Source organism: Arcobacter roscoffensis (genome assembly GCF_024267655.1).
Taxonomy (GTDB): Bacteria; Campylobacterota; Campylobacteria; order Campylobacterales; family Arcobacteraceae; genus Arcobacter_B; species Arcobacter_B roscoffensis.
In genome coordinates, this window is record NZ_CP100595.1 from 1,056,581 (window position 1) to 1,078,142 (window position 21,562).

Genomic DNA, 21,562 nt, shown 5'->3' on the forward strand with positions numbered 1-21,562 from the left:
AAATGAAAATAGAACTTATACTTAACTAACACTTCTTATATATACTTCCACCACATAAAAAATAGGAGAAATTAAAAATGAAAATTATCGTAAAAAGTTTAGCATTAGTATTAGTAGGTCTTACAAGTTTAGTAGCACTTGAAGTAAATGACAAGGTTAACAATGAACAACAAATCGTAAAAGTAAAAGTTAAAAAACAAGTTGAACAAACTAAACAAGAAGCAAAAGATGTTAAAGAAGATGAAAAAATGAAAGATTTTAAAGACTCTATTAAAAAGTAAATTTTTATCTTATAAAAGAAATTTTATTGTTCAAGAAGTCCTAAGGGTTTGAGAGAATCTCAAAATTCTACTTCTTGAACACTTTTTGGAATAAAGCATATCTCTTTAAAAAGCTAATAGGCTAATAAATGAGATTTTCTGATTTTGTTCCAAAATTAAGAGGTTCTGAAACACTTTGTTCACTATAAATTACGAATGCATCAAGTAATTTCCCCGTGTGTAGCAACCTGTTAAGTCAATATGGCTTTTCAATCTTATCAGATGTCTTCAGTAATTCTTTATTAAATTTGGAGTCAACATAGTCAGCCTGAAAACCAGCCTCACAAAGTGCTTTTTTTAAATTTGATATTGTAAGATCTTTCTCTGAAATATCTAAATTAATTTTTTTACATTGCTGCTTAGCAACATTGAACTCTTCTTTATAGGAAGAGTAGAAAAATGTATTTTTTGGAAAATATAGAGCAGGGTCACCTTGATATGGTTTTGTTAAAATCAATGCATTATCTGAAATATCAAATCTAGATATTGAGACCTTATCAGTTACATATAAACTAACTTCAATAAATGGCGATTTATTGATTTTTAGACAAGACAAAAAGGTTGTAAGTAGTTCAATTCTTACATCTCTTGTTGACTGAATTTTTCTTCCTTTATTTCTTTCGCCATGCCCAAATGAAGCATAGAATTTACAAGCATTTTCATCATCTGGATCGATAATTATTAAATCAATATGTTTAGTAATTCTTAAATCATTAGCCTGTTCTAGAAGTTTTGGAAATGTAACAGCTCTATTCCACCTCGCAGTATGACCATAGTACGAAAAGCGTTCTGTTCCATTGAGCATAGAATTAAGAGAGTCTTTTATATCATGTGAAGAAATTACATTTACATCATTACTATCAAGACCACTTGGTGTAATAAACCAGATAAAACCAGAAGCAATCAGGCTTGAACCAAGTAATGCTATTAAATTATTCATAAATGAAGGTACAGCTCCCTCATAAACGTATTCAAAGAAAACAAATGCTTTGGGTAACAAGTAATAATTAGTAAGTATCATTAATACTAAAAATATTATTAGACCAGTGAAATAAATCCGCAATTTTGTTGGACTTTTTATTATATCTTTAACAATCAAAATAACCTCCGATTTAAAAATTCAGACAACTTTTTTTGCAAGAAAGAATTATGGATAGTAGAGTTTTTAAATATCAAGTTACACTCGATTTTCCGATTTGTAAGCACATTAGCACTTAACCCCATTGCTTCCCCCGTTATCACTATTGATTCTGCGGGATTTGAGTTTTCTTTACTTACATTATGGTACTTTGTCTGAGGCAATTGAAAAATGTCACCTTGTTGAAAACTTAGTTTTTCTATCTGATTTAAAACAACATTGTCAAGATTATGAAACGAATGCCCCGAGTAATCTTCTAAATATCGGCATTCAAATAAATTAAAGCTTTCACATTCTTTTGAAGTTTGATCAAAAGTATAAATTGGCCACTCATAGGACCCATTCAGAACTAATCCCGTCATGTCCCAAGGATGATTATGGATATCAGGAGCTTGGAAAGGTTTTTCTGGCCAAATATGAAACCTAATAGAATATTTAGGTCGCTTTTCTATCAGCACAACTTTTAGAAATCCGTTGTTATGAGAATAAGACCTGCTTGCTACTTCATTAAGCTCTATTGGATTACCCAATAAGTTCTCAATAACATCTTCAAGTAAGCCTGACTTTAGCAATTGAAGAAAGCTAGTTCTATTTTCTTTGTTGTTTATCAAAAGTTTTTCAGATGCTAGAGTTTCAAGCTCAATCAGTTTCATATTGTCCCTCTTTAGGATTTAATTATTTATTAAGTATACATTATAAACAAGATAGCCTAAAATTAACAAACAACATATCCGAAAATATTACTTGTTAAAAGAGATAAAACTATAAAATGTTAAATATATTGGGAAATACAATGTGAGTTATAACTGCTCTAAATATTAGGGCTTTATGAATTTATTTGGAGAGGTAACATGAATTCATACTTAGAATTTAAAATACCTAAGTTAAAATAATAAGTTCAACAATCTGTAGATTTTGGCAAAAAATTAGTATTAGTAAGATTAGCACACTAAAATTATATCTCTATCAACTTTGACATAAAACTATGAATAGTCTACTTACAAAAGAAATAAACTTAATTCTATAAGTTTATTTCTTTTAATTGTTCACTTATCATAGGTTTGTTGTCTTTTCTACAAACTAAGTAAGTAGATAAATCAAATAAATTTTTATCTAATAATTCAAGTTTCAATCTGTCTTCATATCCAAATTTATAAATAATACTTTGAGGGATTATTGACCTTCCCATTCCTACTTCTACACAACCAAGTATGGTTTCATAGTTTTCAAATACTATAGTTTTAAAATCATTATTTCCATTGTTTTTTAGATAATTTCTAAAAAAAGTATAATATGCACAGCTATCTTTATATGCTAATATCGTATTTGAACTATTACCATCTTTTTTATCTACAAAGTAAACATTTTCATCAAATACTTTTATTACTTCAATATCTTTATGATTTGGGTTTCCACTTACAAAAGCAATATCAATTTTATAGTTTAAAAGCTCATTTACTACATGTGGGGTAGTGTTAGTATACACTTCAAGTTTCATATTTTCAAAATCATTATTCATTTTTTTTATAAAAGGAAGAAGTCTTACTATTGCATTTGATTGAGTTGAACCAATTCTGAGAAGCTCTTGATAATTGATGTTTTTCATATTTAAAACTAGTTGTTCAACTTTATTTATTACTTCTAAGGCATAAGGATATAGTTTTTCTCCTTCTTTTGTAAGTTGAACTCCTTTTGCAACTCTATAAAAAAGTGCAAATCCCAAGACTTTTTCAAGCTGTTTTATTCTTGATGTCACATTTGATTGAGCAAAACCCAACTCTTTTGCAGCAAGTGAAACACTTTTTTGATTTGTAACTTCAATAAATACTTTTAATAAATTTGAATCCATATCACTAATCCTTATATCATATATCATGATTTAATATTTGACTTTACATCATCTATAGTGATATTATACAAAAAATATCAAGATTTAGGATTAAAAATGTATCTTTTAAATAAAAATAGCAATACCTCGATTATCTTAGCTGGTATTTTAGCTTTGATTGTTGGAGTTGGTGTTTCTAGGTTTGCTTTTACTTCTTTACTTCCTTCAATGTTAGATGATTTTTTGAGTGTTAGTTTTGCTGGTTATTTAGCTGCTATAAATTATGTAGGTTATTTAAGTGGTGCAATTTTTGCAGTTTTTATAAAAGATATAAATACAAAAGTAAAATATTTTAGAGTTGGAATGCTTTTATGTGTTTTAACAACAATATTTTTAGCAACTACACACAATGAAACTGTTTGGTTGCTTTCAAGAATTATTGCAGGTTTTGGTTCGGCTATGGCTTTAGTTGTTGGTTCTGCAATTGTAATGACAAAGCTTAATATGCAAAGTAAAACAAAAGCAATGGGAATACACTTTTCTGGAATTGGTTTTTCTATTTTGGTTTGTGATTTAATAATGAGAGCAGTTTTTCAAGCAAATGGCTCATGGGAAAACTCATGGGTGATATTAACAATTTTTGCTTTTTTTGCAACACTTTATAGTATTTATATTTTATCTTTTGACAAAGAACAAAAAACAGCAAACACTAGTCACGGTTTTGATAAATCTATATTCTCAACATATGTTGTTTTATTGATATTGGCATATTTTGCAGTGGGAATTGGATTTGTAGTTTTTGCTACATTTTTACCTGATATTATAAACTCCCTTGAGGGGCTTGAAGGCTATGGCAGTTTAACTTGGACTTTAGTTGGACTAGCTGGAATTCCATCTTGTATTTTTTGGATGAATTTAGCTCATAAAAAAGGTAGTGTAAATGTTATTATAATTTCAATGTTTTTACTTTTTATTGCTATTATGATACCAACACTTACAAATAATGTATATTTAAACCTGCTAAGTGGAGTTTTGTATGGAGGTACATTTGTTGGACTTGTAGGACTTTTTTTAAATATTGGTGGAAAATTAGCAGGGAAAAATCCAGTAGTTTTAATGGGAGCTATGACTACAGCATATGGAATAGGGCAAGTAATAGGGCCTTTATATAGTGTTGCGTTAATAGATTATTTTAAAGATTACAATTATGCTTTATATGTAACAGCAGGGATAGTTTTACTTGGTATATTTTTATTATTTATAGCAAAAAATATTGCAAATGAAGAACAAAAAAACTTATAAGGAGAAGAGTATGTATGGAGTGATTTTTGAGGTAAAAATTGCAAAGATGAAAAAAGAAGAGTATTTAAAAATAGCTTCAAATTTAAAAGAGCAGTTAGTAAAAATGCCTGGATTTATATCAATAGAGAGATTTCAATCACTGGTTGAAGAATCAAAGCTTTTATCTTTATCTTTTTGGGAAGATGAAGAGTCTTTACTTAAGTGGAAAGCAAATATTGAGCATATGGCAGCTCAGAAAAAAGGAAGAGACTCTATTTTTGAGGATTATAGAATTAGGATTGTAGAAGTAAAAAGAGATTATACGATGCAAAGTAGTACATTTGAAAACAATGAGAAGAAATGCCAATAATAAACGTAAAAATGACTCATGAAGATGGAGGTGCTTCAAAAGATCAAAAAGAAGAGTTAGCAAAGAAGTTAACAGATGCTTTTGTAGAAGTTTTTGGAAGAGGTGAAAAAACTTGTGTTGTAACTATTGATGAAATTTCAACTGACAACTACTCAATAGGTGGAAAGACTATTTCAAATATTAGAAAAGAACAAGCAGATTAAACTGCTTGATTCTTCTCTTTTTTGATATGTAAATCAAGTTGAGGAAATGGTATCTCAATATCGTGTTTGTATAAAGCATTATAAATTAAAATTAAAAAATCAGATCTTAACGAGTTTGGTTGAAGTTTATCATTTGCTTTTATCCAAACTAAAAGCTCTAAATCAACGCTACTTGTATTCATATTTTCAAGTCTAATTTCAGGTTTCTTATCGTCATTATTTTTTACATATTTTAAATCACTATTTTCTAATTCTTCTAAAACAACTTCTTTTACTTTTTCAATTTTTGTACCATACGCAACTCCAAAAGGAATATGAAGTCTTCTTGATGGGTCTTCTAGTGTCCAGTTGATTACATTGTTTTGAATAAAAGATGAATTTGGCACTACAATATCAATATTATCAAAAGTTTTAATAGTCGTTGACCTAATTCTAATATCTGTAACTGTTCCTTTTAATAAATCATTTATTTCTATAATATCACCAATTCTAATAGTTCTTTCAAACATTAAAATTACACCAGCAATTAAGTTTGAAACAACTGTCTGTAAACCAAAACCAATACCAATAGATAATGCCCCAGCAATTAATGAAATAGATGACATATCTATTCCTAAGCTACTCATCGCAATCATAAATGTAATTATTACAATAATATAAAAACCTACATTTGATGAAAGTTTTAGAGACATTTGGCTCATATTTGGCCACTTTTTAGCAATATTTGCAAGCCATTTTTTATAAATAACTCCAATTACAAAACCAAATACTATTAGTAAAATAGCTTTTATTAAACTAAATAGTGTTATTGCTTGTTCATTGTAAACAAAAATTGGTGATGTTATATATCCCCAAATTTGTTTTAAAATATCTTGACTTTGATATATTGAGTTACTTAAAAAAAGTTTAGTATTTCCAAGATGTTTTTTTGCTAAACTTTTTATAAACTCATCTACTTTTTCATACTGTTTTTTATCTTTTAATAATAGCTCACTAAAAAGATTTTCTTTTAATGTATATACCTTTATTAACTCTTTTTCATTTTGATTTTTTATAAAAAATATACTTTGTTTGAAAAGAATATCTAAGCTTTTTTGAATTTGCTCTTGAATCTGAACATTTTTTGCTTCAATTTTATTTGCAAACAACAAAATATTTTTACTATTTTCTTCAATATTCTCTTTTTCTAGTTCTATTTCATAGGCTGTTTTATCTTCAATTAGTTTTTTGATTTTTTTGTTTATATCTTCTAAATCTTTTACTAATTTATTTATATCAAAACTTTTGATTTTTGAGATAAATTCAAAAAGAGACTTTTCATATCTATCTTCAATCTTTTTTAACTCTTTAACTCTTTGTTCAATATTGCTTTTTTGAGTTCTGTAATAAGCATATTGCAATTGATATGTTAAAAGGTTTTGTTTATCTTGTTCGATAATATCTTCAATACTTTTCTTTAAAAATATTAATTTATTTTGTACATCACCTAATAAACTATTTTGAGTATCTATTTTTATTTGTGTTTTGGCTAAAGTTAAAGTAGCTTCAAAATATGTATCAATATTTATATCTTTATTTGCAAAATATGAATTGTCAAATTTTTCTATATTTATATCTTTAGAAATAAGCTCTCTTAGTCTTTTTAAATTAACTTTTTGAGTATTGATTATTTCTTGTGAAAACTCTTGTTTTTTTGATGATTCTTCAATCTTTTTTTCTAAGTCTTCATAGAATTTAGGATTGTTTTTATTTTCAAATAAACTATTGTCTATTTGAGCTGAATTTAAAAAAAGTGCTAGTGAAAAAATCACTAATAAACTTCTCATTTTTTCTTACCTTTTTTTGCGTAATTATATCAGAAATTTTGATATAATCATGCAATTTAATTAAGTAGGAAAAATGGAAAATTTTTATGATATTTTAAAGCAATTAATTCGTATTCCAAGTGTTGTTGGAGCGGAGCACTCATTCTTTGTTTATTTAAAAAGAGAACTAGAAGAGATGAACATAAAAGTGCAGTATTACGATGGTATTTTAGTTGCAATTGGTGATGAGCCAACTAGTGGCTATATCTCTGCTCATGCTGATAGACATGGGCTTGTTTGTACTGGTCACAATGAGTTTCAGTATGCTGCTTTTATTGCAAAAAACCAAGCAGATTTAAAAGGAAATTCAAACTCAGAACAGATGCTAAAAAACTTTGAAATGAGATTTGTAAATCAAAAAGTTCAAGCTTATGAACCTTGGTCTGGTTCTTATTTAGGTTTAGGTGTAATTGAAGATGCTTTTTTATGTGAAAGAAGAAACAATATTATTTTTAAAGTAAAAGATTTAGAACATCTTTTACCTGGAACACCAATAGCATTTTTAGATAAATTAACAATAGATAATGATTTGGTTTCTGCACAAATTGACAATGTTTTAAGTATTGCGATGATTTTACATCTTTATTCTCTTGGCTATAAAGGTACCGCATTTTTTACAGCTTCTGAGGAAGCAGGTAAGAGTTGGAGGTTTTTATTAGAGTATTTTAAAAGATTTGATATTTCTACAAAAGAACTATTAGTTTTAGATACAAGTCCTTATAAAAATATTGAGGATTTAAACCATCTAGATATAGTCTTAAGAAACAGAGATGAAAACGCATATTTTAGATCACCTCTAAAAAGTAAAATAAAAAAAATAGCATTAAAAAAGAAAATGAAGTATCACTATAAAGATGAGTATATGAAAAATATTATGAATCAAACAGGTGTTAAAACTTCTTTAGGGGTAACAGAACTTGGAAGAATTATAAAAGCAAGTAAAGGCTCAATTCAAGGAACAACTCTGCAAGTTCCAACTATTGGTTATCATACAGTAGAAGAGACAACTTCAAAAGCTTCAATTGATAGTATGATGACTATTTTAAAAGAGTTATATTTATAGGAAAATTATGGAAGAAAAAAAAGGACTAATCTATGCTTATCTTTTAGATAAGCAAGGTGGTGCAAGAGAAATAAGTCTTGAAGATTATACAAATAGAAAAGAAGATGAGCTAATCTGGTTGCATTTTAATTATACAAATGATGAAAGTATAAATTGGCTAGAAAATGAAAGTGGCTTGGATGAAGTTGTTATAAATGCTTTATTAACTCCTGAGACTAGACCTAGAACAGTTTTTTTAGAAGATTCTATTTTGATAGCTTTAAGAGGAATAAATTTTAATATAAACAGTGAACCTGAAGATATGGTTTCTCTTAGAGTATTTATAAATGAAAATACAATTATTACAAGTAAAAAAAGAAATATGCTTTCAGTTAGTGAAATAGCAAAAGAGTTACAGTCAAAAAAAGGAGTAAAAAGTTCATCTGAATTTTTAATAACTCTTACAGATAAAATCACTTCTAAAATGCAAGAGACTATTGATGACTTAGAAGAGAATAGTCTAGATTTAGAAGAGAATATTTTAAGTGATGAGAATGTAAATATAAAAACAGAAATTTCATCTTTTAGAAAAGAACTGCTATCTTTGAAAAGATATTTATACCCTCAAAAAGATGCTTTAAATAAACTATGTTTTAACTCTATTTCATGGCTTAGTGATTATGATAAAATCAAATTAAAAGAAGTAACTGATCATCTAATAAGATATATTGAAGAGATTGAAACACTAAAAGATAAACTTAGTTTAATTCAAGAAGAGTTTACAAATAAAATAAGTGAACAAATGAATCAAAGGGTTTATATCTTATCTATTGTTTCAGCAATCTTTTTGCCCCTTGGTTTTTTTACTGGATTATTTGGTATAAACGTAGGTGGAATTCCAGGAGTTGAGGATAAAAATGCTTTTAATATTTTTCTTGTAGCTTTAGTTATACTTTTGATAATACAACTTATAATTTTTAAAAAGAAAAAATGGATTTAAGGATTCTATATTATTCTATAGAATCCTCTGTGTTTAGTTCATAAAACTCGCTTGTTTCTATGGCGTCTTCACTAAAATATTCTATTTTGTCTTCAGCCGTTTCAAGATTTTTAAATCTTCCTATATGAAAAATTGCATCTCCTTCATGAACTAAAGGTATTTCAGACTTACCTATAATCACACCGTCAAAAGTTGCTTTTATAGCATATGAAATATCCTCTAATGGATCATCAATATAAGCTATGATTTCATCTGTTTTTACGGTATCTCCTAAAGCTTTTATAGTTCTTAAAATACCACTTTCACAAGCTCTTATCCAGTTACTACTTCTTGTAACAATAGGAAGTCTTCTAGTTTTTCTTTTTGTATTTTTAGGAAGCATATCAATTTCTCTTAAAATATTTATTATGCCTTTCACTCCAATTCTAATACAAGTTTCATCAAATCTTAAAGCTTCACCTGCTTCATACAAAAGTACAGGAATACCTTTTTCTTGTGATTGAGCTCTTAATGAACCATCTCTTAAAGAAGAGTGTAAAACCACAGGAGCTTGAAAGGCTTTTGCAAGATTATATGAAAATTCATCATTTAAATTTGCTCTAATTTGTGGTAGGTTTGATTTGTGAATAGAGGCTGTATGTAAATCAATTCCTAAATCGCAAATACTTACAATCTCATCAAAAAATATCTTTGCAACTCTACTTGCTAGTGAGCCTTTTTGTGAACCTGGAAAACTTCTATTTAAATCTCTTCTATCAGGTGTATATCTTGATAGAGTCATGATTCCATAGATATTTACAATAGGAATTAAAATCAAAGTACCTTTTAGTTTTTTTAAAATATTTAGTTTTTTTACTCTTCTAATAATTTCAATACCATTTAATTCATCTCCATGAATAGAAGCACTTACAAAAACACAAGGGCCATCTTTTTTCCCTCTAAAAACATATACAGGGAGGTTTGCAGGTGTATTGTAAAGTTTGGGAAGCTTAATATTTACTCTTTTTGTTTCACCTCTTAAAATTTCAATACCACCTAAAATAAAAGCTTTAGATTTTTCCATCTAAGCTCCTATTCTATCTTTTTTAATTTTTCTTTTTATTGGTTCATTTGGAGTTACATTTCTTTCAATATAATTCATAATTTCCCCTGCAATATCTAGTTTAGTACTTGTTTCAATTCCTTCTAAACCAGGAGATGAGTTTACCTCCATTACTAAAGGACCTCTTTTTGAAGGAATCATATCCACTCCACAAACTCCAAGTCCCATAGCTTTAGCAGCAGCAAGAGCTGTTGATTTTTCTTTTCTTGTAAGTTTATGTGCAACAGCAGAGCCACCTTGGTGTAGGTTTGACCTAAAATCACCCTCAGCACCTTGTCTTTTCATAGCTCCTACAACTTGTCCATCTACAATAAAAGCTCTAATATCAGCCCCACCTGCTTCTTCAATATATTCTTGAACAAGTAAGTTTACATCCATTCCATAAAAAGCATCAAGAACTGACTTAGCTGCTTTTTCACTATCAACTAAAACAACACCAACACCTTGTGTTCCTTCTAAAATTTTTAAAACTAAAGGTGCTCCACCACTTAAAGCAATAACATCTTTTGAGCTTGACATATTTGAAGCAAATACTGTTTTAGGCATATCTACGCCATTTTTTGAAAGTATTTGTAAGCTTCTTAGTTTATCTCTACTTCTTTTAATAGCTAAACTTCCTGTTACAGTAAATACATCCATCATCTCAAAGTGTCTAACCATAGCAGTCCCATAAAAAGTTCTACTTGCACCAATTCTTGGAATAATAGCATCAGGAACTGGAAGTTCAACTCCTTGGTAGTTTATTTTTAACTCACCTTTCATTATCTCAATACTACATTTTAAAAAATCAATTACTCGAATATCCCAGTTTTTTGCTTTTCCTGCTTCAACTAGTCTTTTTGTAGAGTATAAAGATGGGTTCCTAGATAAAATATAAACTCTCATGTTATGCCTTTAATTGTTTTACTAATGTATTTAAATCACCAAGAACCCAAATACTTTTTATTTTGTTTTCATCAAATTTGAAAAATGTAGCACCGTTATATAAAATTCTATTATTAGATGCTTCATACTCAAAAAGTTTTCCTGTATGCTTACCTGTATATAATGCTCTTACCGCAATACTATTGTTATCAACTACCATATCTATTATACTATGAAACAGTGATGGAATACCAGTATGAATTGTATTCATATACTCTTCAAACTCTTTTTTGCCATTTGTTTCTAGTCCTAGTGAACCATGAAAAGAGATGTTGTCATGAAATAAAATATCTATAAACTCTTTATTTTTTTTATTCCATAGTTCTTCATAATATAGTTTTACTAAATCTTTATTTGTTAAATTCTTCATTTTATTCCTTAATATTAAAATAGAATAAGAAGATAAAAGGAAGCTAATATTTTTTAATTTTGGTTTTGATCTTGATCGTTTTCTTGATATTGCTCTGCTGGTTCATTTTCAGTAGTTGGTTCTTGAGAAATCAAACATTTATCAAACTCATATTCACATTTTTCTATACACATTTGATCTTTAGTCTCACCTTGTGTTTGTTCGCATTTATCTGTACATCTTTCGAATACATCTTCACAATCAATTTCATTTGCATTTAAAGCAATTGTTAATACTAAAGAACTAAATAAGATTTTTTTTAACATTCAAACTCCTATATAACAAATTTAACTTTTTCATAAGCTATCTTTGTTAGTATAAAAGTACTCAATATTTTAGAGTACAACATATAATCTAAAACTTACACAGACACCGCCAAATGTATTAAGTGTAGGTTTTAGAACTCTTGATAATTACATTCTTCTTATTCTATTTGCGAATTATAAATCAAAAAAAAAGATTTTACTCTTAAAAAAAACTTAAACTTAAATTGTGGTTAAAAAAGTGGCTTTTTTAGGGTCTTTTTCGTGCAAATTTTTTTTAAGAAAAATAAAATTTATTTTGAAAATTAGTATTGATAATTTGATTTTTATAAAATTATATAAAGAAAGTAAATAGGGTATTAAAAATACCCTATAAATTTATGATATTTGTATACAAACTTTTTACAAGTTTGAACCAACTCTAATAAAATAGAGTTCATCTCCTCAATCATACTTTTTTGTAAATAAGAATTTGAAATCGTAGCCATAATAAATCCTTTATTGTAAAGTTTTATTATATAAATATTTTATTAAAAAGTAAAATAAAAAGGTAAAATAAACTTTACTATAAAAATAAAAAATGCTAAAATACACAAAAATAAAAAAGGAAGCCTATGTTTTTTCAATTAAATGATAGAGTTTTTATCAATTTAAATAAAATTAGTAGAACAAAAATTGACCATGTAGAAGATGGAATTAGAGTTAGATTTTATGAAGGTAAAGATCAAATTGCAAAGTCACAAAAATTTGATGATGTAAAATCAGCACAAAAGTGGCTAAAAAAAGCCCTAAACATCAAAAAATAGTCAAAAAACACTCAAAAAGAGGCAAAAACACTAGTTTTTACCTCTGTAAACTTTAAATAACACTAAATCCCACTTTTATCACTCTTCTTACTGCTAAACTGCTTCTAGTTAAAAAGGAGAAAAAATGTTAGCTGAAATTAATGACTTTTTAAATAACTTAATCTGGGGAAATATTTTAATATATTTACTTCCTGCTTTAGGTATATTTTTTACGGTTGCGTCAAGATTTGTACAGTTTAGATATTTCTTTAAAATGTTTAGAGTTTTAAGAGATACTGTACATGATAAAGAAGGACATATTAGTTCTTTCCAAGCTTTAATGCTTAGTGTTGCAGGTCGTGTTGGTGGTGGAAACATTGCTGGTGTTGCTGTTGCTATTACTCTTGGAGGTCCAGGTGCTGTGTTCTGGATGTGGATTATTGGTCTTATTGGTATGAGTACAAGTTTCTTTGAGTGTTCTTTAGCTCAATTATATAAAGAAAAAGATGGTGAAGATTCAGGTGTATATAGAGGTGGTCCTGCTTACTATGTTACAAAAGCACTAGGACAAAAATGGTTAGGTGTAATTATTTCTATTCTTTTAATGATTACTTTTGGTTTTGCGTTTAATGCAACTCAATCATTTATTATCTCAACTTCTTTTGAATCATCATTTGATATTCCTACTTGGATTACAGGGGCAGTTATTACTGTGATTTTTGCAGCTGCAATTTTTGGTGGTATTAAAAGAATTACTAAATTCTCAGAAGTAATCGTTCCTGTAATGGCAGTTGGATATTTACTTATTGCTATTGTGGTTATTGCTTTAAACTTAGAAAAAATCCCAGATTTAATTACTATGATTGTAACAGAAGCTTTCAATCCTTCATCTGCTATTGGTGGTGGTATTGGTGCTGTTATACTTCAAGGTGCAAAAAGAGGTATGTTCTCAAATGAAGCTGGACTTGGTTCTGCTCCGAATGTTGCAGCAGTTGCTTATGTTGCTCACCCAGTACAACAAGGTATTGTTCAATCATTCTCTGTATTTATTGATACAATTATTCTTTGTTCTTGTACGGCGTTTATTATTCTTTTATCTGGTGTTTATGTTCCAGGTCAAGAAGGTGTTCAAGGTGTATTATTAACTCAAAATGCTTTAGTTGAACATATTGGACCATTTGGTGGATATTTTGTAACTGTTGCATTATTTTTATTTGGTTTATCTTCAATGTTGTATAACTATTATCTTGCAGAAAATAGTGTAAACTTCTTCTCAAAAGGTAATACAACATTATTCAATGGATTTAGAGTTTTATGTGTTGCTTTAATTGTATGGGGATCATTCCAAGACCTAGGGTCTATATTCTCATTTGCTGATTTATCAATGGGATTATTAGCTGTAATTAACTTAGTTGTACTTGCAATTTTATACAAGCCAGTTCTTAAACTTATTAAAGGTTACGATAGACAATTAAAAGAGGGTAGAAAACCTGTTTTAAGATACAATGACTATCAAGAATTTAAAATTGATAAAGATACATGGAAAGAAATTGTTGATAATATCAATGATAAAAAAGCTTAAAAGTAAAGGGGAAATAGCCCCTTTATTTTTTATTTGATATTATATAAACATAAAGAACTAAGGTGAGAGTTATGTTTAATAAAGAGGGAATTCCTTTTTTTACTGTTATTATTCCTTTTTTAAGTATATTGTTTGTGGCTTTTTTTTCTACTTCTTATTATCTTAAGCTTACAAATGAGGCTTTTGAAGAAGATATAAAAGAGTTTAATCAATTATATATTTTAAAAAGTAATAATCAAAAAAATATAAATATTTTAATAAAACAAAAAACACAAGTTCATAAACAAAGACAAGAGAAGTTTAAAGAGTTTATGATTTATCTTACAGGCTCAATTGTAGTTTTCATGGCACTTTTTTCACTTCTTATGAGTTCAATAATAGATGATGTTGTAAAAAAATATAAGCAACAAGTACAAAATAAAGAAGGGAAACTTCAAAGATTAAATAAGAGTTTAGAGTACAAAGTTCAAAAAGGTATACAAGAAGCTAAAAGAAAAGATAAAGCTATCTTACAACAATCAAAGTTAGCTAGAATGGGTTCTATGATAAGTATGATTGCACACCAATGGAGACAACCTTTAACTGAACTTTCAGGTGTTTTAATGGAGCTTGAAACAGCAACTAGATTTAAGAAAGTGAATGATGAACATATTTTAAGTTCAATTGAGCGATGTGATGGAATGATTGAATTTATGTCAAATACCATTGATGATTTTAGAAATTTTTATAGACCAGATAAGAAAAAAGAAGATTTTTATGTATTAGATTCTTGTCAAAAAGCTATAGGTTTAGTAAATGCTTCTTTGAAAGAGTCTAGTATTGATTTGATTTTAAATATTAAAAAAGACAAATTAATTCATGGTTATCCCACTGAATTTTCTCAAGTGATTTTGAATTTAATTACTAATGCAAGAGATGTTTTATTGGAAAAAAATATTCAAGAACCTAGAATTGAACTTAGTATAGAAACTATGGGTGTTTTATGTATTGTGAAGGTAAAAGATAATGCTGGAGGAATAAAAAAAGAAAACCTCGACTTAATATTTGATCCTTATTTTAGTACAAAAGATGAGAAAAGTGGAACTGGATTAGGTCTTTATATTTCAAAACTTATTATTGAAAATAATATGGGTGGTGAGCTTAGTGTAAAAAATGATAAAGATGGTGCAGTTTTTAAAATAGTTATAACAGGATGGAACAATGGATAAAATTTTATTAGAAGAATTAAAAAATATACCAATTTTATGTGTTGAAGATGAAGATGGTATTAGACAAATAGTTGTTGAAACTTTAAAATACTATTTTGATGAAGTTTATGAAGCACGAAGTGGAGAAGAGGCTTTTGAAATTTATGAAGATTATAAGCCAAAAATTATTCTTTCAGATATTCAAATGAAAGATGGTGATGGAATAGAATTTGTAAAGAAAGTTAGGAAAGAGGATACAAACACTTTTATTATAATGCTTACTGCTTACTCAAATGAAGAGTATTTAGTGGATTTAATAAATTTAAATATTAATCACTTTATTTTAAAGCCTTTAAATCTTAAAAAGCTAAATGAAGTTTTACTTAAATATATAAACTTAAAAGCAAAACCTATTACTTTATGTAAGGATTTAGTTTTAGATTTACAAAAAAGGGAGCTTATTTATAAAAATGAAGAAACAATCTTTTTGAGAAAAAGAGAGAAAGACTTCTTACAAATACTTTTTGAAAAAAAAGATTCTATTTTAACTTATGAAGAAATTGAATTAGAGCTTTGGCATGATAAGCATATGACTTCCCATGCTTTAAAATCTTTTATTAAAGATTTAAGACACAAACTACCTATAAATGTAATAAAAAATGTTCCTCAAGAGGGATATACTTTAGCTAAGTTTTAAATAGAAGAGTAAATACTCTTCTATTCAAACTCAAAGTTTGCAAGTCTCATTAATGTAGTACTTGCAGGTTTTATAAGCTTGTCGTTAAAATCATAATACACATTATGACAAGGTTTTTGATGTTTCTCAACACCATCATCTGTTCCAATAAGTGCAAAAGCACCAGGAATTGTATTTAAATAGTAACTAAAGTCTTCACTAGCCATAATAGGTGTAGGAATACTACTTTGCCAATTTTCACCTAATGTTTGTTTTAGAGATTCTCTCATCATTGAAGCTTGTGTATCATGGTTTATTGTTGCTTGGTATCTATCTCTTAATTCTATTTCAACTTCTACATTATAAGATTTTGCTACATCTTTTGTAATCTCTTCAATTTGCTTAAATACAAACTGTTTTAGCTCAATAGTTGGAACTCTAATACTTCCTTCAATTCTTGCATTATCAGGAATAGTAGTTAGCTCGCTTCTTGCATCTATTGATGTTACTGAAACCACAACACTATCTTGAGGTGCTATTTGTCTTGCAACAATTTGTTGCAAAGCCATAGTAATAGCACTTGAAGCTAAAACAGGGTCTTTACATATTTCAGGTTGGGAAGAGTGTCCTCCCAAACCTTTCACATCTATATGAAAAGTTCCATTTCCTGCCATAACTGTACCATCTGGGCAAACCGCTTGTCCAAACTTTATAGCAGGCCAATTATGCCAACCAAAAATCATATCAACACCTTCTAAACAACCTTCTTCAATCATTTTTTTTGCACCATGACCTCCTTCTTCAGCAGGTTGAAATACAAGTGAAACAGGATTTGTAAGTTTATCTTCATTTTCTTTTAGCCAAATTGCAGCTGCTATTAAAGTAGCTGTATGTCCATCATGCCCGCAAGCATGCATACATTGAGGTTTTTGTGATTTATAAGATACATCAGTTTTTTCTTCTAAGGGAAGGGCATCTATATCACCTCTTAAAGCAATATGTGGTCCTTCCTTGTCTTGTGCTAAAAGTCCAACTGTACCAGTATTTGCATATGTCTTATAAGGAATTCCATGTTGTTCTAAAACTTCTCTAATATTTTTTGCTGTATTAGTTTCTTCCCATTTTAACTCAGGATTTTTATGTAAGTTATGTCTAAAATCTATTGCATATCCTATAACTTCATCAAAACTTTTATACATGATAACTCCTTTTATCTATAACTTATCATATTAAAATATTTTATAGCTTTTTATTACTTAATAAATAATTCTCTTGGGAAATTACTTAAAGTCTCAACTCCATCTTTTGTAATTAATATACTTTCAGTAACTTCAGCTCCCCAATCTTCTTGCCAAATTCCTGGCATAAAGTGGAAAGTCATACCTTCTTCTAAAACTGTTAAATCAGTATTTCTCAAACTACAAGTTCTTTCACCCCAGTCAGGAGGATAACTAACACCTATTGGATATCCATACCTTGCATCATTTCTATCTATTCCATATCTTTTCATAACTTTTTCAGCAGCTATTGCTATATCAGCAGTTGTATTTCCTGGTTTTGCCATTTCTAAACCTGCTTCAATAGTCTCTCTTAAAGCTTTTTCTGCATCTAAAAACTGTTGGGTTGGTTTGCCAATATAAATAGTTCTAGACATGGGGGCATGGTATCTTTTGTAGCACCCTGAAATTTCTATATATGTTGCTTCATTTCTTTTAAAAGGTCTATCATCCCATGTAATATGTGAAGCTGATGCTTCTGTTCCTGAGGGTAATAGAGGAACAATTGACGGGTAATCCCCTCCATATCCATCTACTCCTGCAATTGCAGTTTCATAAATCTGTGATACTACATGACTTTTTGGAATACCAGGTTTTACAATATCAAGAACTCTTTGATGAATTTTTTCTGTAATTCTTCCTGCAATTTTCATATACTCTATCTCTTTTGCAGATTTTTTACCTCTAACCCAGTTTACAAGGTTATTGGCATTTATAAATGTTGCATTAGGAAGAGTTGCTGTTAATCTAAAATGAGCCTCAGCTGAATAATAATAGTTATCCCTTTCTGTTGCAATTATTGCTTTATCCCAGCCATTTTTTTTGAAGATATTCTCTCCAATCCAAGTCATAGGATGTTCATCTAGATTTTGTACATATTTTTCAGGATAACCTACCATATTATCTGCATTCATATAGCATCTAAGTAAGGCTGCATTTTTATCCATAAGTCTTCCAAACCAAATAGGCTCTTCATGGTCAAGTGAGATAATTACCCCTTGATGAACATAAAAAGACCAACCATCATAACCTGTAAGCCAGTTCATATTTCCAGGATCTGTAGCAACTAAGACGTCAATTCGTCTTTGTTGCATAATAGATTTAACTTTTTTAACCCTTTGGATATATTCCTTTTTTGTAAAGGCAAGCTTTGTAATCGTTTTTGATTTAGCCATTGTTGTTTTCTCCAAAACTTAGTTTTTTACAGGACCTACCCACACTTGTTGAGTATTTACAAACATTTTAATACCTTGAGGGCCTAATTCTTTTCCAAGTCCTGATTTTTTAACTCCACCACTTGGAAGTCTTGGGTCTGATTTTACGATACCGTTTACTGATACTTGTCCAGTGATAATCTTTCCTGCAAGTTTTTTACCTTTTTCTACATCACCTGTCCAAATTGAACCACCTAAACCATACTCTGTATCATTTGCAACTTTTATAGCTTCTTTTTCATCTTTAACTTTAATAATTGCTGCAATTGGTCCAAATGTTTCTTGGCAAGATACAACCATACCAGGTTCAACATCAGCAAGCATAGTTACAGGGAAGAAGAATCCTTGTCCTTCATGTCTTTTCCCACCTAATATTAATCTTGCACCTGCTTGAACAGATCTATCTACTTGATTATGCATCTCTTCAACTAACTCTTTTCTTGCAATTGGTCCAATAGTTGTAGTTTCATCTTTTGGATCACCAAGTTTAAGTTTTTCAAATCTCTCTTTTAAAAGTTCTATAAATTTTTCATAAATTGGCTCTTCAACTATGATTCTTTTTGCTGCAATACAAGATTGTCCTGCATTAATATATCTTGAAAGAACTATAGTATCAGCAGCTTTTTCTAAATCATCAGCATCTGCTAAAACAATAGCAGGGTCACTTCCACCTAATTCTAAAACAACTGGTTTAATTTCACTTCCAGCAATTGCTCCTACACTAGCACCAGCTTTTGATGAACCTGTTAAAGATACACCTTTTATAATAGGATTTCTAATCACAGATTCTAAACTTTCATGTCCTACTACTAAATTTTGAACTAAGTTTTTAGGCGCACCTGCTTTTTGGAAAGCTTCTACAATTCTTACTGCACAAAGTGGAGTATGTGAATCATGTTTCATAACACAAGCATTTCCAGACATAACAGCTGGAGCTAAGTATCTAAATGCTAACCAAAAAGGAGCATTCCAAGGAAGAATTCCTAATGTAACTCCAATTGGAAGATACTGAACATAACTCTCACTTGCATCTGATTCAAGATATTCTGTTTTTAAGTAATCTTCTCCAAAAGAAGCATAATGCTCAGCTGCCCATGCTGCTTTGTTTACTTCACCTCTTGCTTCATTAATAGGTTTTCCCATCTCTTCTGTCATTGGAAGTGCGTAGTAATCAAGATTATCTTTCATTTCTTTTGCTACATCATTTAAAAGCTTTGCTCTTTGCTCATAGCTTGTATCTTCCCAAGTATTATCAAATGCTTCTTGAGCATTTTCTAATATTTCTCTTGCTTCTTGCAGTGTATGCATAGGTATTTCATATACAGTCTCTTCTGTATAAGGATTTATTGATTTAAAGTGTGTTTTGCTGTATCCCATCTTTTATCCTTTTAAATGTCCAATTTCTTATAATACTGCTTCAACAGAAGCTACAAATCTATTTAAACCTTCATTTAACTTATCATCTTCAATAGTTAAAGGAGGAATAAACTTGATAATCTCACCTGTTGAACAAGCACCGATGATTAAACCATTTTCATAACATTTCCCAGTTATCTCTTTTACAGTTGCTGCACTATCAAACTCAATAGCAAGCATCATTCCTTTTTGTCTGATTTCAATAGCTTGTGAGTACTTAGAGTTGATTTCATCTAAAACTTTTCTAATAATGTCACCTTTTCTTTTTGTTTCATTATTAAACTCTTCGTCTTTGAAGTAATCAAGACCCACTTTACCAGCCACAAAAGATAAACCTTGTCCTCTAAATGTACCTGTATGTTGTCCTGGACCCCATGCTTTATCAAACTCTGGTTTATTTACAAGCATTCCTATAGGAGTTCCAACTCCACCTAAACCTTTTGCTAAAATTATGATATCTGGGTCTACATCTAAGTCATCAAAACTAAAGTAACTTCCACATCTACCACTACCACATTGAATACTATCAAGAATAAATAGTGCTCCTGTGTCATTTGCTAGTTTTTGAACACCTTGTAACCACTCTTTTGTTGCAGGTCTAACTCCACCCTCAGCTTGAACAGGTTCTACAATAAATGCAGCAGGAGGTAACATTCCCGAACCTAAATCAAACATTTTTTGTCTTAAGTTTTCTAAGGCTTCCATATCATTAAATGTATCTCTGATTACATTTGTTAAAGGAACTCCTGAACTACTTCTAAAGGCATTATTTGCTGTACAAGCTAAAGCTCCAAGTGTCATACCATGGAAACCTCTGTTAAATGCTACTATTTCTGTTCTTCCTGTTACTTTTCTAGCAAGTTTTAGTGCAGCTTCAACTGCATTTGTTCCAGTAGGACCTGTAAATTGAAGTTTTCTATCTTCCCAGCCTCTTGGCTTTAAAATAGTCTCAACAAATGAATCAATGAATTCTCTTTTTACATCTGTATACATATCTAGTGAGTGAATAACTCCATCTCTTTGAATAAAATCAACAATTGCTTCTTTCATTTTAGGGTTGTTGTGACCGAAGTTTAAAACACCTGCACCTGCAAAAAAGTCTATAAATTCTTTATCATTTTCATCTATCATAACTGCATTTTTAGATGATTTAAAAACTGTTGGTACGGCTCTACAATATGCTCTAATTTCTGATTCGTTTTTTTCAAAAGTTGTAATTTTGTTTGACATTATATATCCTTTAAAATAGTATTAAATTATTAAGTTTTGTAAAAAGTGACCCTCTAAAATAGATATATAATATAATAGTTATTTATATATCTAAAATCACAATCATCTAATATTTTATATATTTAGATTGTGGGGGTCTATCTGGCAATAAGAATAAAGCTTTTTTCTTGGATTAGTAAGTTTTGAATTTCTTTTATAGGTTTTGTTGTTAAGTAGATAATTTTGTATAGTCTAATTAGAGTATAGATTATGATATTTTTAAATTTCGATAGCGAATAGTTTAATGATTTCATTTATACTCCTTTAAAAGTTTATACAAAAATCTTAACCAAAATTTTTTAAGGAGTCAATCCCTTTTTGATTAAATTTTGTACAAAAATGTGTTAAATCTATAATTAAGCTGTAAAAAGTTAGTGTTTTTATTGTAATTAATATGAAATTTGTTAAAAA

Annotated in this window: 24 protein-coding genes; 10 read left to right on the top strand and 14 right to left on the bottom strand. The window is 29.0% G+C overall.

The genetic code is table 11. The annotated features are described in order from the left end of the window. Positions 1-77 precede the first annotated feature (77 nt). Positions 78-281, top strand: coding sequence for a hypothetical protein (locus tag NJU99_RS05245; protein WP_254577677.1), 204 nt, complete (start codon positions 78-80; stop codon positions 279-281). A 235-nt stretch (positions 282-516) separates the two neighbouring features. Here NJU99_RS05245 and NJU99_RS05250 read toward each other — a convergent pair whose 3' ends face one another. The 3 genes from NJU99_RS05250 to NJU99_RS05260 form a co-directional block, all read right to left on the bottom strand. Next, positions 517-1,320, bottom strand: a complete 804-nt coding sequence (locus NJU99_RS05250) for a hypothetical protein (RefSeq protein ID WP_254577678.1) — start codon at positions 1,318-1,320, stop codon at positions 517-519. Positions 1,321-1,415: 95 nt separating this feature from the next. Further along, positions 1,416-2,111, bottom strand: a complete 696-nt coding sequence (locus NJU99_RS05255; RefSeq protein ID WP_254577679.1) for a hypothetical protein — start codon at positions 2,109-2,111, stop codon at positions 1,416-1,418. Between the two features lie 368 nt (positions 2,112-2,479). Next, on the bottom strand, positions 2,480-3,307 hold the full coding sequence (locus tag NJU99_RS05260; protein WP_254577680.1) for a LysR family transcriptional regulator: 828 nt from the start codon (positions 3,305-3,307) through the stop codon (positions 2,480-2,482). 96 nt (positions 3,308-3,403) lie between these two features. Between NJU99_RS05260 and NJU99_RS05265 the strand changes: the two genes are divergently transcribed. From NJU99_RS05265 to NJU99_RS05275, 3 genes are read left to right on the top strand one after another with little or no spacing between them, the layout of a single operon-like run. Then, positions 3,404-4,588 carry a YbfB/YjiJ family MFS transporter gene (locus NJU99_RS05265; protein WP_254577681.1) on the top strand — a complete coding sequence of 395 codons (1,185 nt, stop codon included), beginning with the start codon at positions 3,404-3,406 and terminating at the stop codon, positions 4,586-4,588. Between the two features lie 10 nt (positions 4,589-4,598). Further along, positions 4,599-4,937 carry an antibiotic biosynthesis monooxygenase family protein gene (locus NJU99_RS05270; RefSeq protein WP_254577682.1) on the top strand — a complete coding sequence of 113 codons (339 nt, stop codon included), beginning with the start codon at positions 4,599-4,601 and terminating at the stop codon, positions 4,935-4,937. Then, a complete protein-coding gene (locus NJU99_RS05275) occupies positions 4,928-5,140 on the top strand; it encodes a tautomerase family protein (RefSeq protein WP_254577683.1) in 213 nt (70 codons plus the stop codon). Before NJU99_RS05270 ends, NJU99_RS05275 begins: the two co-directional genes overlap by 10 nt. Here NJU99_RS05275 and NJU99_RS05280 read toward each other — a convergent pair. Beyond that, entirely contained in the window at positions 5,137-6,966 is a 1,830-nt protein-coding gene (locus tag NJU99_RS05280; RefSeq protein WP_254577684.1) for a mechanosensitive ion channel domain-containing protein, read from the bottom strand. The genes NJU99_RS05275 and NJU99_RS05280 overlap by 4 nt on opposite strands. Before the next feature lie 73 nt (positions 6,967-7,039). On the opposite strand from NJU99_RS05280, the gene NJU99_RS05285 reads away from it, so the two are divergent. Together NJU99_RS05285 and NJU99_RS05290 are read left to right on the top strand one after the other, a co-directional pair. Then, a complete protein-coding gene (locus NJU99_RS05285; protein ID WP_254577685.1) occupies positions 7,040-8,068 on the top strand; it encodes a peptidase M42 in 1,029 nt (342 codons plus the stop codon). A 7-nt stretch (positions 8,069-8,075) separates the two neighbouring features. Further along, positions 8,076-9,047, top strand: a complete 972-nt coding sequence (locus tag NJU99_RS05290) for a zinc transporter ZntB (protein WP_254577686.1) — start codon at positions 8,076-8,078, stop codon at positions 9,045-9,047. A 10-nt stretch (positions 9,048-9,057) separates the two neighbouring features. On the opposite strand, the gene NJU99_RS05295 is transcribed toward NJU99_RS05290, so the two are convergent. The 5 genes from NJU99_RS05295 to NJU99_RS14905 form a co-directional block, all read right to left on the bottom strand. Then, positions 9,058-10,110: a succinylglutamate desuccinylase/aspartoacylase family protein gene (locus tag NJU99_RS05295; RefSeq protein WP_254577687.1), complete on the bottom strand. Its 1,053-nt coding sequence runs from the start codon at positions 10,108-10,110 to the stop codon at positions 9,058-9,060. After that, on the bottom strand, positions 10,111-11,034 hold the full coding sequence (gene rimK / locus NJU99_RS05300; protein WP_254577688.1) for a 30S ribosomal protein S6--L-glutamate ligase: 924 nt from the start codon (positions 11,032-11,034) through the stop codon (positions 10,111-10,113). It lies immediately after the preceding gene. A 1-nt stretch (position 11,035) separates the two neighbouring features. Next, the gene (locus NJU99_RS05305; protein ID WP_254577689.1) at positions 11,036-11,443 is read right to left on the bottom strand and encodes an ester cyclase; all 408 of its coding nucleotides are present in this window, start codon (positions 11,441-11,443) and stop codon (positions 11,036-11,038) included. 53 nt (positions 11,444-11,496) lie between these two features. Beyond that, on the bottom strand, positions 11,497-11,748 hold the full coding sequence (locus NJU99_RS05310; protein ID WP_254577690.1) for a hypothetical protein: 252 nt from the start codon (positions 11,746-11,748) through the stop codon (positions 11,497-11,499). Positions 11,749-12,104: 356 nt separating this feature from the next. Then, a complete protein-coding gene (locus NJU99_RS14905) occupies positions 12,105-12,233 on the bottom strand; it encodes a hypothetical protein (RefSeq protein WP_283256440.1) in 129 nt (42 codons plus the stop codon). Positions 12,234-12,359: 126 nt separating this feature from the next. On the opposite strand from NJU99_RS14905, the gene NJU99_RS05315 reads away from it, so the two are divergent. The 4 genes from NJU99_RS05315 to NJU99_RS05330 all read left to right on the top strand — a co-directional run bounded on the left by NJU99_RS05315 (position 12,360) and on the right by NJU99_RS05330 (position 15,996). Continuing rightward, positions 12,360-12,551: a sodium-dependent tyrosine transporter gene (locus tag NJU99_RS05315; RefSeq protein WP_254577691.1), complete on the top strand. Its 192-nt coding sequence runs from the start codon at positions 12,360-12,362 to the stop codon at positions 12,549-12,551. A 124-nt stretch (positions 12,552-12,675) separates the two neighbouring features. Further along, on the top strand, positions 12,676-14,112 hold the full coding sequence (locus NJU99_RS05320; RefSeq protein WP_254577692.1) for an alanine/glycine:cation symporter family protein: 1,437 nt from the start codon (positions 12,676-12,678) through the stop codon (positions 14,110-14,112). 71 nt (positions 14,113-14,183) lie between these two features. Further along, on the top strand, positions 14,184-15,320 hold the full coding sequence (locus NJU99_RS05325; protein WP_254577693.1) for a sensor histidine kinase: 1,137 nt from the start codon (positions 14,184-14,186) through the stop codon (positions 15,318-15,320). Further along, a complete protein-coding gene (locus NJU99_RS05330; RefSeq protein WP_254577694.1) occupies positions 15,313-15,996 on the top strand; it encodes a response regulator transcription factor in 684 nt (227 codons plus the stop codon). Before NJU99_RS05325 ends, NJU99_RS05330 begins: the two co-directional genes overlap by 8 nt. A gap of 20 nt (positions 15,997-16,016) precedes the next feature. On the opposite strand, the gene doeB2 is transcribed toward NJU99_RS05330, so the two are convergent. From doeB2 to NJU99_RS05355, 5 genes are all read right to left on the bottom strand, one after another. Continuing rightward, entirely contained in the window at positions 16,017-17,174 is a 1,158-nt protein-coding gene (doeB2, locus tag NJU99_RS05335) for a N(2)-acetyl-L-2,4-diaminobutanoate deacetylase DoeB2 (RefSeq protein WP_254577695.1), read from the bottom strand. Between the two features lie 53 nt (positions 17,175-17,227). Continuing rightward, positions 17,228-18,427, bottom strand: a complete 1,200-nt coding sequence (locus tag NJU99_RS05340; protein ID WP_254577696.1) for a M24 family metallopeptidase — start codon at positions 18,425-18,427, stop codon at positions 17,228-17,230. A gap of 18 nt (positions 18,428-18,445) precedes the next feature. Continuing rightward, on the bottom strand, positions 18,446-19,843 hold the full coding sequence (locus tag NJU99_RS05345; protein ID WP_254577697.1) for an NAD-dependent succinate-semialdehyde dehydrogenase: 1,398 nt from the start codon (positions 19,841-19,843) through the stop codon (positions 18,446-18,448). A 27-nt stretch (positions 19,844-19,870) separates the two neighbouring features. Beyond that, on the bottom strand, positions 19,871-21,112 hold the full coding sequence (locus NJU99_RS05350) for a diaminobutyrate--2-oxoglutarate transaminase (RefSeq protein WP_254577698.1): 1,242 nt from the start codon (positions 21,110-21,112) through the stop codon (positions 19,871-19,873). Positions 21,113-21,249: 137 nt separating this feature from the next. After that, positions 21,250-21,405 carry a hypothetical protein gene (locus tag NJU99_RS05355; RefSeq protein ID WP_254577699.1) on the bottom strand — a complete coding sequence of 52 codons (156 nt, stop codon included), beginning with the start codon at positions 21,403-21,405 and terminating at the stop codon, positions 21,250-21,252. Between the last annotated feature and the right edge of the window lie 157 nt (positions 21,406-21,562).

Bases quoted from the DNA above. Each gene is read 5' to 3' on its own strand.
- NJU99_RS05265 (WP_254577681.1), top strand. From the start codon at position 3,404: ATGTATCTTTTAAATAAAAATAGCAATACCTCGATTATCTTAGCTGGT.
- NJU99_RS05275 (WP_254577683.1), top strand. From the start codon at position 4,928: ATGCCAATAATAAACGTAAAAATGACTCATGAAGATGGAGGTGCTTCA.
- NJU99_RS05355 (WP_254577699.1), bottom strand. From the start codon at position 21,405: ATGAAATCATTAAACTATTCGCTATCGAAATTTAAAAATATCATAATC.
- NJU99_RS05285 (WP_254577685.1), top strand. From the start codon at position 7,040: ATGGAAAATTTTTATGATATTTTAAAGCAATTAATTCGTATTCCAAGT.
- NJU99_RS05245 (WP_254577677.1), top strand. From the start codon at position 78: ATGAAAATTATCGTAAAAAGTTTAGCATTAGTATTAGTAGGTCTTACA.
- NJU99_RS14905 (WP_283256440.1), bottom strand. From the start codon at position 12,233: ATGGCTACGATTTCAAATTCTTATTTACAAAAAAGTATGATTGAGGAG.
- NJU99_RS05270 (WP_254577682.1), top strand. From the start codon at position 4,599: ATGTATGGAGTGATTTTTGAGGTAAAAATTGCAAAGATGAAAAAAGAA.
- NJU99_RS05315 (WP_254577691.1), top strand. From the start codon at position 12,360: ATGTTTTTTCAATTAAATGATAGAGTTTTTATCAATTTAAATAAAATT.
- NJU99_RS05325 (WP_254577693.1), top strand. From the start codon at position 14,184: ATGTTTAATAAAGAGGGAATTCCTTTTTTTACTGTTATTATTCCTTTT.
- doeB2 (WP_254577695.1), bottom strand. From the start codon at position 17,174: ATGTATAAAAGTTTTGATGAAGTTATAGGATATGCAATAGATTTTAGA.
- rimK (WP_254577688.1), bottom strand. From the start codon at position 11,034: ATGAGAGTTTATATTTTATCTAGGAACCCATCTTTATACTCTACAAAA.
- NJU99_RS05350 (WP_254577698.1), bottom strand. From the start codon at position 21,112: ATGTCAAACAAAATTACAACTTTTGAAAAAAACGAATCAGAAATTAGA.
- NJU99_RS05320 (WP_254577692.1), top strand. From the start codon at position 12,676: ATGTTAGCTGAAATTAATGACTTTTTAAATAACTTAATCTGGGGAAAT.
- NJU99_RS05305 (WP_254577689.1), bottom strand. From the start codon at position 11,443: ATGAAGAATTTAACAAATAAAGATTTAGTAAAACTATATTATGAAGAA.
- NJU99_RS05290 (WP_254577686.1), top strand. From the start codon at position 8,076: ATGGAAGAAAAAAAAGGACTAATCTATGCTTATCTTTTAGATAAGCAA.
- NJU99_RS05340 (WP_254577696.1), bottom strand. From the start codon at position 18,427: ATGGCTAAATCAAAAACGATTACAAAGCTTGCCTTTACAAAAAAGGAA.
- NJU99_RS05345 (WP_254577697.1), bottom strand. From the start codon at position 19,843: ATGGGATACAGCAAAACACACTTTAAATCAATAAATCCTTATACAGAA.
- NJU99_RS05295 (WP_254577687.1), bottom strand. From the start codon at position 10,110: ATGGAAAAATCTAAAGCTTTTATTTTAGGTGGTATTGAAATTTTAAGA.
- NJU99_RS05260 (WP_254577680.1), bottom strand. From the start codon at position 3,307: ATGGATTCAAATTTATTAAAAGTATTTATTGAAGTTACAAATCAAAAA.
- NJU99_RS05255 (WP_254577679.1), bottom strand. From the start codon at position 2,111: ATGAAACTGATTGAGCTTGAAACTCTAGCATCTGAAAAACTTTTGATA.
- NJU99_RS05310 (WP_254577690.1), bottom strand. From the start codon at position 11,748: ATGTTAAAAAAAATCTTATTTAGTTCTTTAGTATTAACAATTGCTTTA.
- NJU99_RS05330 (WP_254577694.1), top strand. From the start codon at position 15,313: ATGGATAAAATTTTATTAGAAGAATTAAAAAATATACCAATTTTATGT.
- NJU99_RS05280 (WP_254577684.1), bottom strand. From the start codon at position 6,966: ATGAGAAGTTTATTAGTGATTTTTTCACTAGCACTTTTTTTAAATTCA.